14 protein-coding genes are annotated in these 15,400 nt (G+C 46.2%); 11 read left to right on the forward strand and 3 right to left on the reverse strand.

The annotated features are described in order from the left end of the window. The first annotated feature begins 281 nt into the window (after positions 1 to 281). The 8 genes from ACH97_RS04000 to ACH97_RS04030 are packed head-to-tail and all read left to right on the forward strand — an operon-like array spanning position 282 to position 8,468. Positions 282 to 554 (forward strand): PqqD family peptide modification chaperone, encoded by a 273-nt coding sequence (locus ACH97_RS04000; protein WP_026580277.1) that lies wholly within the window; start codon positions 282 to 284, stop codon positions 552 to 554. Then, complete coding sequence (locus ACH97_RS04005; RefSeq protein ID WP_023857003.1) at positions 554 to 1,018, forward strand: lasso peptide biosynthesis B2 protein; 465 nt, start codon at positions 554 to 556, stop codon at positions 1,016 to 1,018. Before ACH97_RS04000 ends, ACH97_RS04005 begins: the two co-directional genes overlap by 1 nt. After that, positions 1,015 to 2,481: an asparagine synthase-related protein gene (locus ACH97_RS04010; protein WP_241494239.1), complete on the forward strand. Its 1,467-nt coding sequence runs from the start codon at positions 1,015 to 1,017 to the stop codon at positions 2,479 to 2,481. The genes ACH97_RS04005 and ACH97_RS04010 overlap by 4 nt, the downstream gene beginning before the upstream one ends. After that, positions 2,412 to 3,014: an asparagine synthase-related protein gene (locus tag ACH97_RS23925; protein ID WP_241494240.1), complete on the forward strand. Its 603-nt coding sequence runs from the start codon at positions 2,412 to 2,414 to the stop codon at positions 3,012 to 3,014. The genes ACH97_RS04010 and ACH97_RS23925 overlap by 70 nt, the downstream gene beginning before the upstream one ends. Before the next feature lie 42 nt (positions 3,015 to 3,056). Then, the gene (locus tag ACH97_RS04015; RefSeq protein ID WP_224066768.1) at positions 3,057 to 4,982 is read left to right on the forward strand and encodes an ABC transporter ATP-binding protein; all 1,926 of its coding nucleotides are present in this window, start codon (positions 3,057 to 3,059) and stop codon (positions 4,980 to 4,982) included. Then, positions 4,976 to 6,784 carry an ABC transporter ATP-binding protein gene (locus ACH97_RS04020; protein WP_023857006.1) on the forward strand — a complete coding sequence of 603 codons (1,809 nt, stop codon included), beginning with the start codon at positions 4,976 to 4,978 and terminating at the stop codon, positions 6,782 to 6,784. Before ACH97_RS04015 ends, ACH97_RS04020 begins: the two co-directional genes overlap by 7 nt. Before the next feature lie 11 nt (positions 6,785 to 6,795). Next, positions 6,796 to 7,251 (forward strand): GNAT family N-acetyltransferase, encoded by a 456-nt coding sequence (locus ACH97_RS04025; protein WP_043054499.1) that lies wholly within the window; start codon positions 6,796 to 6,798, stop codon positions 7,249 to 7,251. A gap of 17 nt (positions 7,252 to 7,268) precedes the next feature. Further along, entirely contained in the window at positions 7,269 to 8,468 is a 1,200-nt protein-coding gene (locus ACH97_RS04030) for a clostripain-related cysteine peptidase (protein ID WP_043054498.1), read from the forward strand. 49 nt (positions 8,469 to 8,517) lie between these two features. Here ACH97_RS04030 and ywcE read toward each other — a convergent pair whose 3' ends face one another. Continuing rightward, positions 8,518 to 8,778: a spore morphogenesis/germination protein YwcE gene (ywcE, locus tag ACH97_RS04035; RefSeq protein ID WP_020453353.1), complete on the reverse strand. Its 261-nt coding sequence runs from the start codon at positions 8,776 to 8,778 to the stop codon at positions 8,518 to 8,520. A gap of 406 nt (positions 8,779 to 9,184) precedes the next feature. Then, entirely contained in the window at positions 9,185 to 10,540 is a 1,356-nt protein-coding gene (locus ACH97_RS04040; RefSeq protein ID WP_048350105.1) for a YjiH family protein, read from the reverse strand. 278 nt (positions 10,541 to 10,818) lie between these two features. Here ACH97_RS04040 and ACH97_RS04045 point away from each other — a divergent pair, with 278 nt between their 5' ends. Together ACH97_RS04045 and ACH97_RS04050 are read left to right on the forward strand one after the other, a co-directional pair. Next, positions 10,819 to 12,003 (forward strand): FtsW/RodA/SpoVE family cell cycle protein, encoded by a 1,185-nt coding sequence (locus ACH97_RS04045; protein WP_023857011.1) that lies wholly within the window; start codon positions 10,819 to 10,821, stop codon positions 12,001 to 12,003. A gap of 111 nt (positions 12,004 to 12,114) precedes the next feature. Next, positions 12,115 to 13,284, forward strand: a complete 1,170-nt coding sequence (locus ACH97_RS04050) for an FtsW/RodA/SpoVE family cell cycle protein (protein ID WP_048350106.1) — start codon at positions 12,115 to 12,117, stop codon at positions 13,282 to 13,284. A 25-nt stretch (positions 13,285 to 13,309) separates the two neighbouring features. Here ACH97_RS04050 and ACH97_RS04055 read toward each other — a convergent pair whose 3' ends face one another. Beyond that, entirely contained in the window at positions 13,310 to 14,485 is a 1,176-nt protein-coding gene (locus ACH97_RS04055) for an amidohydrolase (RefSeq protein ID WP_048350109.1), read from the reverse strand. A 144-nt stretch (positions 14,486 to 14,629) separates the two neighbouring features. On the opposite strand from ACH97_RS04055, the gene nfsA reads away from it, so the two are divergent. Continuing rightward, positions 14,630 to 15,379: an oxygen-insensitive NADPH nitroreductase gene (gene nfsA / locus ACH97_RS04060; RefSeq protein WP_025810609.1), complete on the forward strand. Its 750-nt coding sequence runs from the start codon at positions 14,630 to 14,632 to the stop codon at positions 15,377 to 15,379. Positions 15,380 to 15,400 lie beyond the last annotated feature (21 nt).

The following is a 15,400-nucleotide window of genomic DNA, read 5'->3' on the forward strand; positions in this document are numbered from 1 at the left end:
ATAATGGCCCATTGATGCCATTGGCTATTCATGTCGGTTTTCGGTAGTTTTTTGCGGTTTTTTTGATATTGTCCTGTGATAATCTGATTCATGTGGTCAGTTGGTAAATTCAGGGGTATCGTCGCATTGCAGGCTCTTTTTAAAACGCTCCAAAGCTGAAATGATAACGGCATTCGCCAAGGGCGTGGAAAGAACATCATGCATAAAGTGCTGAAAGAGAGCTTGCCGGCTCTCTTCTCCTTTATTTTTCTGAAATCATGCATACCGGGGAGGTCTAATCTTTGAAAATTATTCGAAATCAAGAGACAGCGACAACCGTGTTGGAAAATGAATGCATCGTCCTAAACCTGGACAATGGGCAGTATTTCGGATTGGAAGGGGCTTTAAAAGAGCTGTGGATCGAAATTGAAAATGAGCGAAAGGATAAAAAAGATATTCTGATCAAGTGGCAATCGGCGTTCGATCAGACAGAGGAAGAACTGTCAGCGATATTAAATGAGGCGATACAGGAACTGACACATCATAAGCTGATTGAAATAGAGGATAAAAGCTGATGAAAAAAAGAGCGCTTGTCAAAAATCACGAATATTTTACAACCGTTCATGCTTTTGTACGTATGATGCTGTTAAATCATGATTTTGAAGAAGCTTATGAAAAAATTGCGATCCATCTGTTTCCGCTGTATGCAAGCGCACAGCAAAGAGGTGCAGGGCTGCTTGATATAGACGAACTGCACCAGAACGGCGAATATTTATATTCGCTTGATGAAGACGACCATTTGGTTACTTCATGCGTTTCTATTGCATTAACGATTCAATCTATATTATTCAGCAATGGGTTTGATGCTGATCTCATGATCGGGGTCAAGAAAATTGATGACAAGCTGTTTTCTCATGCGTGGGTTCAAATGGAAAACGGCAAATCGATCGATCCGAATCATAAAAATAAGGATTTAAAAGTTTTACAGACGTATAAGATGAGCGCTTACGCTGAAAGGTGGGTGTTATCTCTAGTATGAAAGTATGGTTTGGAATGCAGGGAGACAACACCGCTTTATGGCATGAGTGGGTTTCCGCCGTCAAGAAATGGGGACGGGCGGAACGGATTCACAGCTACAGCCGCGGGATCGCAAACATGGCTGAAGCGCATATCCGATACGGTGAAGCTTTTAGACCTACAACTCAAATAAATCTTTTGCATCCCGTCATCTTAGACGGCTGGATCAGCGGCGGTCTTAACGCAAAATCGGATGGCACCCGAAAGATTGAACAATATGACAAGCTGTACGCGTCTTTGAAGCAGGATCAAGCTGCCATGCTGTCTCACTCGCATGGCGAATTTACGATGATGTGGTGGGATGACAGTCTACATAGCCTTGTTTTGGCGACTGATATATACGCAACCCGTCCTGTTTACTACTGGGTCAGTCCGAAAGGAGAATGGTTTGCAGCGAATGACTTGCGCATCCTTTTGCTTGTTCATGACATTCCTTTTGCGATCGATCAAAATGTGTGCAGAATGTTTCCTACTTCAGGCTTTGCTGTAGGAGAAAACGGCTTTGAAGATCGGACGTTTTTTAAAGGAATACGCAAAGTGCCTGCGGCGTCCTACGCTTTTCTTGGCCGGGATCATGCGGTTCATGCGCACAGCTATTGGGGACTTTCGCAGCTGTTAAACAAGAAAGATCTTGCTGGAGACGCAGTTCCGCGGTTCCGGGAGCTTTTTCAGGAAGTGACAGCAGATCGTTTAAAAGATGAAAAGCATATTGTCGAATTAAGCGGCGGACTGGATTCAGCTGCCGTAACCGCCGCCGCAATTGCAGGCGGACGGAAGGAACAGCTGCTGGCCGTCAATATATCATTTGCCGAACCTGACATGATATTAAGCCATGACAAGGACCTTGTAAAAAATATGATGCGCGATATGGATATTCCCGGCCTGATCATTCTCGGAGACGCCACAGCCAAAATTCCAAACGCGGAAATCGGGCGTGATCCGCTTTGGTTTGTAGACGGTCCTGATCCGAGAGCCAATTCACTGGTTAATGAGACTTTTACAGTGATCGCTGAGGAGTATGGTGCTTCGTCTGTCCTGACGGGTGAGGGCGGGGATTTCATTTTTAGCGGAGAAGTGTCAGTGATCGATTCTCTGCTTCGGCAGAGACGGTTTTCTGAAATCTACAAATTGCTTCGCGAATGGTCAGGCGGCAGCATGAAAGAGATGCTGAAGCTGGGATTTCAATACGGAATCGCCCCTTTCATGCCTTATATCGGAGAAAAGCTCTATTACGACCTGCTGTGGTCAGATACGGAATATGAGCTGCCTGAATATTTTACTGAAGAACACCGAAAGAGAGAACGGGAGATCAATAAGGAGGATCATCTTCGCTATCAAAAAGCCGGGAGCTCTCGGTGTGGGGTAAGAGGTTCCATTATGACTTTTTGTGGCCGAGAGCGAGGTACATGGATGCTGTTGGTGTGACATTGCCTACGTACCATCCGTTTTTGGATCGGAGGCTGATCGAATTTTCATCTTCCGTACCGCCTGAACAGCATTTTGATGTTTTAAAAGGGCTTGAAGAACATTATGCAGGCTCTAAAATGCTTCTTCGCAAATCTTTCACCGATATCCTGCCTGCCTATGTTTATAACAGATCAACGAAAACAACATATGCCCATATGGCCAGGAAAAGCTTTATGAATGACCGCAGACACGTTCTTCAGCTATTTGAACCGGGAGAGCGCGTCTTTGTTGAAGAGCTCGGCATCATTAAGCGCGATATATGGTGGAAACACTTGCTGGCTATGGCTATTCGCTCTGAAGATCCAAATAATGATCTGGGCATGGGCTATCAGTACATGAGATCTGTCATTGACTTGGAAATATGGCTCAGGGAAGCATCCAAGGGGAAGGAGCACCTTCTCGACCGGAGCCGTCCGGGAAAACCAAGGGTCATGGCTGATATCGAAACCGTCAATACGCCGGAGAAAGCCAAAATATACTCGTATCAATGACCACAATAGGTATAGAAAATGAAGGTGAAGCATGTGTGGAAGATGAAGCATATTCAAGAGCCGCTGCAAACGGCGGGCCTGCTTGGGAAAATGGTCTGGAAATCCGGTCCGCGGCTGATGATTTGCATGGTTATCTTCATGCTGATCGAAGCCGGAGCACCTTTAATCCAATTGTACGCTTCAAAGCAAATGATCGACGGCATTGTCGAGCAGGAAGCGGTCATCTATGCGGAAATATGGGCTGTCATTTATGCGGGAAGCCTGGTCATGATCAGTGTCGTTAAATCATTGGAAAAATGGGTGAAGGCCATGCTTTCTGAGAGGTCGATGATCACAGTCAACAGTTTGTTAATCGACGCTTTTGACCGCATTCCGGGGATGCGTTTTTTTGAGGATCCAAAGTACAGGGACCGGCTGGAAACACTGCGGGATCGCTCGACATGGCTTCCTTCCCAATTCATTAATATCAGTTCGAACTTGGTGACAGCCGTTATGTCTTTGGCGGGCGTTGTTTTGATTATTGCCTACCTGTCGCCCGTTCTTGCTGTCATCCTCATTTTATCTACCGCTCCATTCGCTTTTGTCCATAATCATTACAATGAAATGGAGTGGGAATATCACAAGGATTACGCCCCTGTCAGAAGGAGGGCCGCATATGCTCGCCACATTCTGCTCGGGAGACGATCCGCCAAAGAAGTACGCCTGTTTGGCTTGGGATCTTTCTTTCTTGATTTATATCAATCTGCTTTTAAAGGCTTATATTCTGTGCTGCGGAATATTCAAGTCAGAAGCGCGCGCTGGTCGGTTTTAACGGGTTTCTTATCGGGGGCGGGAACGGGTTTGGGGTACTTTTGGATCCTGTCCCAATCCCATTCAAACAGTTTTTCTGTGGGGGATATATCGTTGTACTTGGGGGCCGTGTTCCAATTATCAACGGCTCTCCGGGATATCGCCAAGGAAGGTGCAGATACGTTGGATATATGGAGAATGGGAAGAGACTTTTTTCTTTTTATGAACGCCGAAAAGGATATCAGGCTTCCTTCCAATGGCGAATCTCTCGGGGACGCAGGACCGCTGGCAGTCGAATTCAAAAATGTCACCTTCCGCTATCCTTTCAGAGAAGCGGCTGCCGGCTCCCTGGAAAATGAAGCTGATGTGAATGAGGAAGATTTGGATATGCTCGATGAGCTTGAAGATGAAGAAATGCGGGAACACGACGAGCAGCCTGAACCGAATGACATGCACACAGGCGATGTTCTAAATCGAATCAGCTTTTCAGTATCACCGGGAGAAAGAATTGCCATTGTAGGGGCGAATGGATCGGGGAAAACAACGCTCATCAAACTGCTCTGCCGTTTTTATGAATATGATGAGGGTGAGATTAAAGTGAACGGCAAAGACATCCGCAAGATCGATCTTCAAGAGCTGAGAAACAAGATGGCGGTCGTGTTTCAGGAATTTGGTAAGTACGAATTGTCACTCCGGTACAATATCGCGGTAGGCCGAACGGAAGCTTTAGGTGATGAAGAAAAACTTCGCGACGCCGCCCGGTCCGCTAAGCTGGAACCAATCATCGAAGAGTTGCCTGAAGGGCTGGAAACAATGATCGGCCCTGAATGGGGGGGCACCGATTTTTCGGGAGGCCAATGGCAGCGGATTGCTTTAGCCAGATCGTTTATGAAAGATGCCGGACTTGTCATCTTGGACGAGCCGGCCGCATCTTTGGATATTCGGGCTGAGTATGATATTTTCCGGCAATTTCACAGCTTCACAGAGGGAAAAACGGTGATCATGATTTCCCATCGGTTCAGTACGGTAAAAATGGCTGACCGCATACTGGTTTTGAAAAACGGAAGAATTGCGGAAGAGGGAAGCCATCAGGAACTTATGGACAAGAACGGGGAATACAGCAGAATGTTCCGCATGCAGGCCAAATCGTTTCAGGGGAAGGATGAGGTATATTGCTGAAGTTTTGTTCCTTTTTCAAAAAGCTGCCTCAAACCGCTTCCATCATCTTTTATGGTTTATCGTTGTTTTGGCGCTGCGACCCTTTTAAGTCGGCTGTTCTATTTTTTATTACACTGCTGAATGCAATGCTCGGACCGCTCCTAGTCTGGCTGAGTGCAGAGGTGATCGATGAGATTGCACGGGCGCCGTTTGAGCTGTCTTCTTGGAATGCGCTTGTTTGGGCGGCCTTTGCATACATTGCTTTTACGCTGATCGTAGATGCCCTTCAGCCTGTGGCTGAAATGCAGAAAAGGCTCCTTACCGCCAAGCTCGAAGCTTATCTTGATGAAATGCTCATGAAAAAGGCAATTTCCATTCCTGATATCGCGGCTTTTGAAGACGCATCTTTTCATACCAATACACAAATCATCCGCTATAATGAATATTTTGTCACGATGTGGGTTTCCATCGTGTCTCAAACCTTCGGCGGAATGGTGATGATTGCAGCCAGCAGTTTACTGATCGGCATGTCTGCACCGTGGGTGCCGCTGCTGTTTCTCATATTGGCCGTTCCTAAACTGTACTGGGAGGCGAAATTAAACAACGCGACCTTTGAAGGACGGAAAGAGGTTCAGGAACTGAGACGGCGCGCGGAATATTATGCAGGTGTCCCTCTCATGTCTGAAACAGCCGGAGAGGTCAAGATATACAATCTTGTTCCTTTTTTTAAGTCTTTTTATAAAAACACCTCGATGGAGCTCCTCCATACGCTGTCCAACGATCAAAAAAAACTGGCGCTGTATCAGCTGTTCTGGTCGGTATTACAATCTTTGGCCGCAGGTGCCGTTCTGATTTACATCGTTCACCAGGCTTTTTATGGTCGGTTGTCCATCGGGGATGTGATGCTGTTTATCGGAGCCGCGGTTCAGTTCAACGAAGGAATCAATGAAATGTTCGCTGCGTTTGCGATCGGTGCAAGAGAAACGAGGCACCTCGGAAATGTTCATTCTTTTTTAAACAGCAAAAATGGCATGGAAAATGGGGAAACCGCGCCAGCTGCTCAAAAGGAAAAAGGATTTACATGTGATCAAGTGGAATTTTCTTATGATGGAACCAAAACGGTTCTTGATATTCATAAGCTCGATATTCCATTGAATAAGACGACCGTTCTCGTGGGAGAAAATGGATCAGGCAAAAGCACACTCGTTAAATTGCTCCTGCGTTATTTTGATCCTAATCAAGGCACGATCTCTTATAATGGTTTACCACTTTATAAGTATGATATTGAACATTACCGGTCAAATGCCGCAGCTGTGTTTCAGGATTTTTTGCGGTACGAAATGACATTGAAATACAATATCGGCTTGGGCGACATTTCTTCTTGCACCGACTTGGCTAAAATAAAAAGTGCTTCGGCCTTCGGCGGAGTGGATCAGTTTTTACATAAGCTTGAAGACGGTTATGAAACAGAGCTTGGCAGACTGTTCGGCGGCAGGAATTTGTCGGGGGGAGAATGGCAGCGGATCGCCATATCCCGCGCATTTATGCGTGATGAGTCTGCCGACATTTTGATATTCGATGAACCCTCCTCTGCGCTGGATGTGTTTATTGAGGAAGAGATATTTGATAAGCTGCAAAAGCTGACGCAAGGCAAAACAGTCATTATTGTCTCGCACCGGTTAAGCACGGCCCGTTTTGCCGATCACATCGTATTTTTAGAAAAAGGAAGGGTAGCGGAGGCCGGCACCCATCAAGAATTGATGAAAAATCAGGCCCAGTATGCAGAGCTGTATCGCCTGCAGGCTGAAAAATACGCGCAGTAAAGGAGAAAACAATGAGCAATATAGAAGAACTACGTCTGTTTCGAAAAGAAAATATTGAATGGCTGCAGACTTGGTTTGAGGATGCAGAAGTGAAAAGGCGGCTGGAAGGGATGATGCCGCTTGACGAGTGGTTCAATTTTGCAGACGGGAATGAAAACTACCGGGTATGGGCGGCTTTAGAGGACGGCAAGCCTGTCGGCGTTGTCATGGTTGAAGTTGAGGAGGACTTGACCGGGAACATTGCCCTTGTAGTCGATCCGTTTTTGCGCGGAGAGGGATATGGAAAAGCGCTCATCAAAAGGACGATGGCATTGCCGGAAATGAGCCGGATCAACAAATGGTTTGCCGGAATTGAAGAGGATAACGAGAGGTGCTTAGCGTGCTTCCGATCCGTTGGATATTCATTAGAACATGAACAGCCGGACGAGGACGGCTACTACTCTCTTATTTATTTCCCGGAATCTTAAATAAGGAGCATAAGAAGATGAACTTGATCAAATGGATTGTGGTTTCCGTTATTTCAGTCGCCTTTTTTCAGCCGGCATCAGCCGCTCTATTAAAAGAAAAAGACGACTACACTATTCTTGTATATATGATTGGTTCTGACATGGAAAGCGATTTTCATATGGCAAGCGATGACATTCAGGAAATGATGGATGCGGGTTCATCTTCAAACGTCAATGTCGTTCTTCAGACAGGAGGAGCAAAAAAATGGGCGAACCCGTCGATCAGTCACAAGGTGAATCAGAGGTGGAAAGTCGAACATCAGAAGCTGGCGCCCCTCGAAAATATCGGGAAGACAAATATGGACAGTCCCGGCTCCGTCACAGATTTTATCACATGGGGAGTCAAAACATACCCGGCTAAAAAATATGTATTGATCTTCTGGGGGCATGGGCTTGGCTCCGTTGACGGCTACGGGGGAGACGAAAACTTCGGCAATAAAAAAATGAAAATAAGCGAGCTCCAGTCGGGAATCAAAAAGGCCTATGAACATACGAAGCAAAAGTTTGATTTAATCGGTTTTGACAACTGTAAAATGGCCGGGATTGAAACGGCATATGCCTTGAGGGATTATGGAAAGTACATGCTGGCTTCAGTCGACTATACGAATCAAAACGGCTGGGATTACAAATATGCGCTGCAGTCTGTTCAAGACGACCCTTCAATCAATCCGAAAGAGCTTGGCAGGGAAATCGCGGCAGGCTACATACAGCAGTCAAAAGAAAACGGTGAAACAGAAGACCTGCAGCAGTCTTTAATTCAATTAAACCGCGTCAAAGACGCTGTCGATGCCCTCGACAGGTTGAGCTTAAGCATGAACCGGGCATTGAAAGAGCCGGATGGAAAGCGCCTGCTTCACTACGCACGTCTCGCTGCCGAAGATTATGCAGATGAATCGGATATGGTTGATTTGGCCGATCTGTCAAGCTTGATCGGCCAGCAGATCGGAGCTGAGAAAGAAGCGAAAGAGGTCGTAAAATCCGTCAAAAAGGCTGTCATCATGAACATCAAGTCTCCTGAGCACCCGAGAGGAAGCGGCATGTCCGTTTATTATCCGGCCAGAGACAACCAAAAGCGGTTTGCGGAAAAATCAAAAATATACAACCTGCTTGATTTCAGCGGCCGGTATCAAACATTCATCAAAGATTACTCCCATTCAGCATTTAACTTTGATCTATAATGGTGTCTCTTACAGCAAAAAAAGCGCCGGCGGAACAACCGGCACTTTTTTATCGGCTCATGTGCTTTCGAATCAATGGAAGTCCGTAAATGATGAAAGCGGCGACATGGGCGATGACAACGTTGAGAATAAAGAGTACGATCATGAGAGAGTGTCCTGTAGGAGAAAGGCTGCTGGTCATGTAGAAAAAGAAGAAGACCCACATTAAAATGATTGGCGGAATAGAAGAAATTGCGACCTTTTTGTTGTCCAGCCATAAAAATAAAGGAGTGGCGCTTGCGATCAGCAAGTAAGCGAAAAACATATCCATGCGTTTTCAGCCCCTTTCAATAATGATAGCGCTGCCAAAAAAGCGGAATGAAACGACAATTGTGTCTAATTGGAGAATATTTTGTGAACATTCTGTTACATTTATTATACCACGTTCTTCGAAAAATGATACATACTGGAAAGCATTTTCCGCTCCAACTATCGGCTCAATTTTCGCGGCGATTCAATAGGACATAAAGGATGAAGGAGAGAAAATGCGTGGAGGAAATTGATCCTGCAAAAGTTAGCCAAGACCGCGCGTTCCCTATACGAAACCGGCAGGATTCCGGAAACGAAGAGAAAGTGACAGGCTGGACCGCACGATAAGGCCGCAGCCCCCTTGGATCAACGACTTTTTCTAAACAAAAAAGGCTCTCGGCATTTGGCGCCGAGAGCCTCTTATTTGTCTAAAAAATAAAGTGGGCGCACAGTACGATGACAGGCAGCGTAATCAGCGTCCGAACGAGAAAAATCAAGACGAGGTCAAGGAATGTCACCGGAATTTTGGAACCGAGCAAAAGACCGCCGACTTCCGACATGTAGATTAATTGTGTAACCGATAAACAGGCGATGATGAACCTGGTCATTTCACTTTCAATCCCGCTTCCGAGCACAGACGGAAGGAACATGTCGGCGAACCCGACGACAAGCGTTTGTGAGGCCTCGGCGGCTTCAGGAACCTGGAGCAGTTCGAGCAGGGGAATGAACGGCAGCCCGAGCCATTTGAAAACAGGTGTATATTCAGCGACAATCAGTGCGGCTGTGCCGAGCGCCATGACGACGGGAGCGACGCCCATCCACATATCGAGCACGTTTTTGGCTCCGTCCTGCAAGAAATCTTTGACGCTTGTATTTTGTTTTGCTTTTGCGACAGCCCGGCTGAGTCCCCATTGGAATGGAGTGTATCCTTCGGGAATCTCCTCTTGATCCTGATCCGCTTGGTCTGTAATATAAGTATCAGCCTTTCTTGATAAAGGCGGAATCCGCGGGCTGATCACCGCGGCTGCGGCACCCGCCAGCAATATCGTCAAATAAAACGGAACGAACATATGGGCAAGGTCAACCTGTGAAATAATCACGAGGCAAAACGTGATGGAGACGACTGAGAAAGTCGTGCCGATGACGGCGGCCTCACGCTTCGTGTAGAACCCTTCTTCATACTGTTTGCTTGTCAGGAGCACGCCGATCGTGCCGTCGCCGAGCCATGAGGCCATACAATCGATCGATGACCGTCCCGGCAGCTTAAAGACAGGTCTCATCAGCTTTTTCATCAAAGCGCCGCACAGCTCAAGCAAGCCGAAGTTCAACAGAAACGGCAGAAACAGGCCTGCAAATAAAAAGACGGAGAAGAGAACGGGCAGCAAGCTGAATAATAATGTTCCGCCTGTACTCTTGGCATATACCGCTTCAGGGCCGATCTTAAAGTATGCCATCACTGCGAAAATCATGCCGAACAGGCGGACGATATACCAAAATAAAGATACATTCAGCAAGTTATAGAAAAACTCGCTTTTTTTAATGAAAGCCGGATGAAAGGTTTTGGTGATAAAGGTTAAGATAAATGTTGCGGTTACGATGACCGTCATGATTAACGGCAATTGCTGCTGAAGCAGCTTCTGCAATGTATTTGAAAAGACAGCAATTGGTATCGTTAAATTTCCTTCAATTTTAACGGGAATCATAAACAGAATAATTCCGATAAGCGAAGGGACCAAAAATTTTATGAGATCAAGCCGTTTACGCTTTTGAAGTGCTTTATCCAAATGAAAAACTCCTTATGAATTGGTGATTCTGTATCGCTTCTGCCGGAGGCAAAAGTTTAATTTTATGCAACATTACTCATTTTAATACAAATCAATCAAAAATCAATGAATTTATCACATTCGACAATAGTTGGAAAAATCCTTTAAAATAGAATAGGAATTTGTTCGCAATAAAATCGAAACATTTTATTCTTTTGTACGTCATATCATTTGTGAGGAAGCGGATGCCGTCTTCCTGGATTATTTCATCGTGTCATATTATAAGGGCGGGATTTCGAATGAGTCAGAAAAAGAATATTACAAATCCCTTTTATCAGGGGGATTTGATTTTTGTCTATATTGTCTTTTTTATCATAAGCGTTGTGGCTGTGTACGCCGCTCAGCAGTTTAATCAATATAATGAACCCTTTGCGATGAAACAGTCCCTTTACTATTTGCTGGGGGCCTTTATCATCATCGTGTTTCTTTATTTTGATTTGGAGCAGCTTGAAAAGCTCAGCTTTTATTTTTATCTGCTCGGGATTTTGATGCTGATCGTGTTAAAGTTCAGTCCGGCATATATCGGATCATACAGGTTTGCGCCGGTTATCAACGGTGCCAAAAGCTGGTTTATGCTTCCCGGGTTTACGCTGCAGCCGTCGGAATTCATGAAAATCGGGCTGATCATGTATTTGGCTTCCTTCATGTCGAAAAACGGGCCTGTCGGCAAGCGTACGTTGAAAGAAGACTGCATCTTTCTGCTGAAAATCGCCGGTATTATCATTGTTCCGTTCGGCTTGATTTTAGAACAGGATACGGGTACAGCCGGAATCGTCGCGTTTGTCATTCTTGTGATGGTATTCCTGTCGGGCGTGAACTGGAAATTGATTTCTCTCATCTTCGGAACGGGTCTTACAGTCATTGTTTTGATTTTGTTTGTCATTATCAAATTTCCCGATGTCGCGGGAGCACTCGGGGTTGAACAATACCAAATCAACCGCGTCATGACCTGGGTCAATCCGAGCGAACAGAATGCCGACGATAAAATGCAGGTCGAAAGGGCGCAGCTGGCGATCGGTTCGGGGAAAGTATTTGGAAATGGTGTAAGCGATCTTCAAGTCTATGTACCTGAGGCGCAAACAGACTTTATTTTTGCCGTCATCGGCGAGAGCTTCGGGTTTGTCGGATGCACGTTTGTTGTCATTATGTTTTTCTTCCTAATTTACCGGCTTGTCGTGCTCATAGACCGAATACATCCGTTCAGCAGGTTTGCCTCATTTTTCTGTGCGGGCTTTACCGCTTTAATTGTCATTCATACCTTTCAAAATATCGGAATGAATATCGGCATTATGCCAGTCACCGGCGTCCCGCTGCTTTTGGTCAGCTATGGAGGAAGCTCAGTCGTAGCAACCTTGATCGGCTTCGCGGTTGTCTACAATTCAAGCTGCCAGTTAACAAAGTATCAAAGCTATATGTTCAAATAACAGCCTGATGCATGCAGGCTGTTATTTTATTCACCCTTTTTCGCAATGTGAACGGTTGTTCATGTTATAATGAAAGTTAGTGCTTTTGATGAAGAAATAAGGCGGGGTACAATGGGTCAGAAGAAAAATACGACAAGTCCCTATTATCAGGGAGATTTGATTTTTATATTAGCCATGTTCTTTTTAATCAGTGTGATCGCTGTTTACGCTGCAGAGCCGTCTTTTTCACTGAAGGGCTATCCGGCAAAGCAATTGTTCTTTTATCTGCTCGGCATTTCGGTGATCGTCGGCTTTCTCTATTTTGATCTAGAGCAGCTTGAAAAGTTCAGCATATACATATATCTATTCGGCATCTTGTCATTGATCGTGTTAAAGTTCAGTCCAACGTCGATCGCACCGATTATCAAAGGAGCGAAAAGCTGGTTTCAATTTGGTTCGGTCACGCTGCAGCCGTCGGAATTTATGAAAATCGGCCTGATTATGATGCTGGCTTCGGTGATTTCCAAAGCAAGTCCGAAAGGCTCGCGCTCGATGCAGGAGGATGTTCACCTTTTGCTGAAAATCGCAGGGGTATCTGCGGTTCCGGTCGGTTTGATTTTAATGCAGGACGCCGGTACGGCCGGTATCTGCATGTTCTTTGTCGCCGTTATGGTGTTTTTATCAGGTGTGAACTGGAAGCTGATTTCGATTGTGGCGGGGTCAGGAATCACCCTCGTACTGCTCGTTCTGTTTTTGGTGATCAATTTTCCGGAGTTTTCGAAGGATACGCTGCACATCCAGCAATATCAGATCAACCGGGTGATGACATGGGTCGATTCGAGCCAGCAGGACGCGAACGATACGTATCAGACCGAAAAGGCCGTTACGGCGATCGGCTCTGGAGAAATCTTCGGAACGGGTATGAACAATTTGAAAGTCTACGTTCCTGAAGGCCAAACCGATTTCATCTTTGCCGTCATCGGGGAAAGTTTCGGTTTTATTGGCTGTACTTTTGTCGTCATCCTGTTTTTCCTTTTCATTTACCGGCTTGTCGTGCTGATCGATAAGATACATCCTTATAATAAGTTTGCATCATTTTTCGGTGTTGGGTATACGGCGCTGATCGTCATCCATACATTCCAAAATATCGGAATGAACGTCGGACTGATGCCGGTTACGGGCGTTCCCCTTCTGTTCATCAGCTACGGAGGGAGCTCTGTGTTGTCTGCTTTGATCGGCTATGCGATCGTTTATAACGCCAGCTGCCAGCTGACAAAATATAAAGGGTATATGTTTAAGTAAAAAAGACAGCCAAATCAGGCTGTCTTTAATCTTGGTTTAAAAATGCGAGAGCTGCCGACACAAGAATTTTCGCCGCGTTCAGCATGCCTTTTTCATCGATATCAAACAGCGGGTGATGGTGCGGGTAAACGGCTCCAGTCTTCGGATTGCCCGCGCCGGTAAAAAAGAATGATCCAGGGACATGTTCTAGATAATAAGAGAAATCTTCGCCGATCATATTCGGTTCGAGCTCGATGACAGCTTCAAGGCCGACGATTCGTTTGGCACATTGGCGGACGATGTCCGTTTCTTTTTCATGGTTGACGACAGGCGGGTAGCCTTTTTCGTAATCGAGTGAAAATGAAGCGCCGTTGCTGTCGCAGACGCCCTTGATGACGCGTTTCATCTCGGCGATGATCGTCTCTTGGACATGCTTTGAAAAGGTGCGGACCGTTCCTTCAATGACCGCTTCTTCGGCGATGACGTTAAACGCCTGGCCTGAATGAAACGTTCCGATCGACAAGACGGCTGCTTCCGTCGGATCGATTCTGCGGCTGACGATTTGCTGGAGATGGTTGACGACTGAGGCTCCTGTTATTAAAGCATCTGTCGTTAAGTGAGGCGCGCCTCCGTGTCCGCCCCGCCCGGATATCGTGACTTTAAATTTATCAGCGGCTGCCATCATCGGGCCTGATGTAACACCGACTTGACCGACGGGCATCGGAGCCCAGATGTGGGTGCCGAAAATGGCATCCACGCCTTCGAGACAGCCGGCTTCAATCATCGGTTTGGCGCCGCCTGGTGTGACCTCTTCACCGAATTGATGGATCAGCACGACATTTCCTTTCAAGTCTTTTTGATGCTTTGCCAGGGCTTTTGCGGCTGTGAGGAGAGCCGACGTGTGAGCATCGTGTCCGCAAGCGTGCATGACGCCGGGGACAGTTGACCGGTACGGAACATTTTTTTGATCCTGTAATGGCAGAGCGTCGAAATCGGCTCTCAAGGCGACCGTCTTGCCGGGGCGGCCGCCTTTAATATGACCGATGACCCCTTGGCCGCCGACATTTGTTCTCACGTCAATCCCGAGGTTTTCCAAGTAATTTGCAATGGTGCGCGGTGTATTGACCTCGCGGTGGGAAAGCTCCGGATATTGGTGAAAATGTCTCCTGAGTTCGATCATTTCCGGATATAATGCATCTAATTCTTCAATTACAGACTTCACCGTCATCTCCCTTTCCGCTTCAAAAATTGTAAGACGATTCTATCATTTTACCATATGAAATTGAATCCATCTGCAGTCCGCCAAACCGTTTTGCTTTAGGGAAAAGCAGATATTGGATATGATAAAGGTTGAGGAGGTAAAAGGATGAATAAAACGATTGAAACAATTTTAAATCACCGTTCGATCAGGTCTTTTACAGATCAGCTCCTGACCGAAGAAGAGATTCGCCTGCTTGTGGAGAGCGCTCAAAGCGCATCGACGTCCAGCTATATTCAAGCTTATTCAATCATCGGTGTCACCGACCCGGACAAGAAGCGCAAGCTTGCGGAATTGGCCGGAAATCAGCCATATGTTGAAAAAAACGGCCATCTGTTTGTATTTTGCGCAGACCTTTACCGGCATGACAAAATGGCCCGGGAAAAGGGTGTAGATATCACAGCTTCTCTTGAAGGGACGGAGACCTTTATGGTCAGCGTCATCGATGCAGCTCTTGCCGCTCAAAATATGTCAATAGCGGCCGAATCAATGGGCCTCGGCATCTGCTATATCGGCGGGATTCGCAATAACTTGAACGAAGTCTCCGGGCTTCTGGAAACACCTGAATACGTTCTGCCGCTGTTCGGGCTTGTCGTCGGCCATCCGGCCAACCTGTCGGATAAAAAGCCGCGTCTGCCGCTTGATCACATTTATCATGAAAATGCCTATCAAGCGGACGAAGCCGAGTTTAAAAAACATATGTCCGCATATGACGAAACGATTTCAAACTATTATCAAAAGCGGACAGACGGCAAACGGTCTGACAAATGGACAGACCAGATCACCGGAAGCCTCAAAAAGCCACCGCGTGCGTATATGAATGAATTCGTTAAAGGAAAAGGTTTGAACAAAAGGTAAGGAACGTCCCCTCCGACTCGG

This window comes from Bacillus paralicheniformis, from assembly GCF_001042485.2.
GTDB classification, from domain to species: Bacteria; Bacillota; Bacilli; order Bacillales; family Bacillaceae; genus Bacillus; species Bacillus paralicheniformis.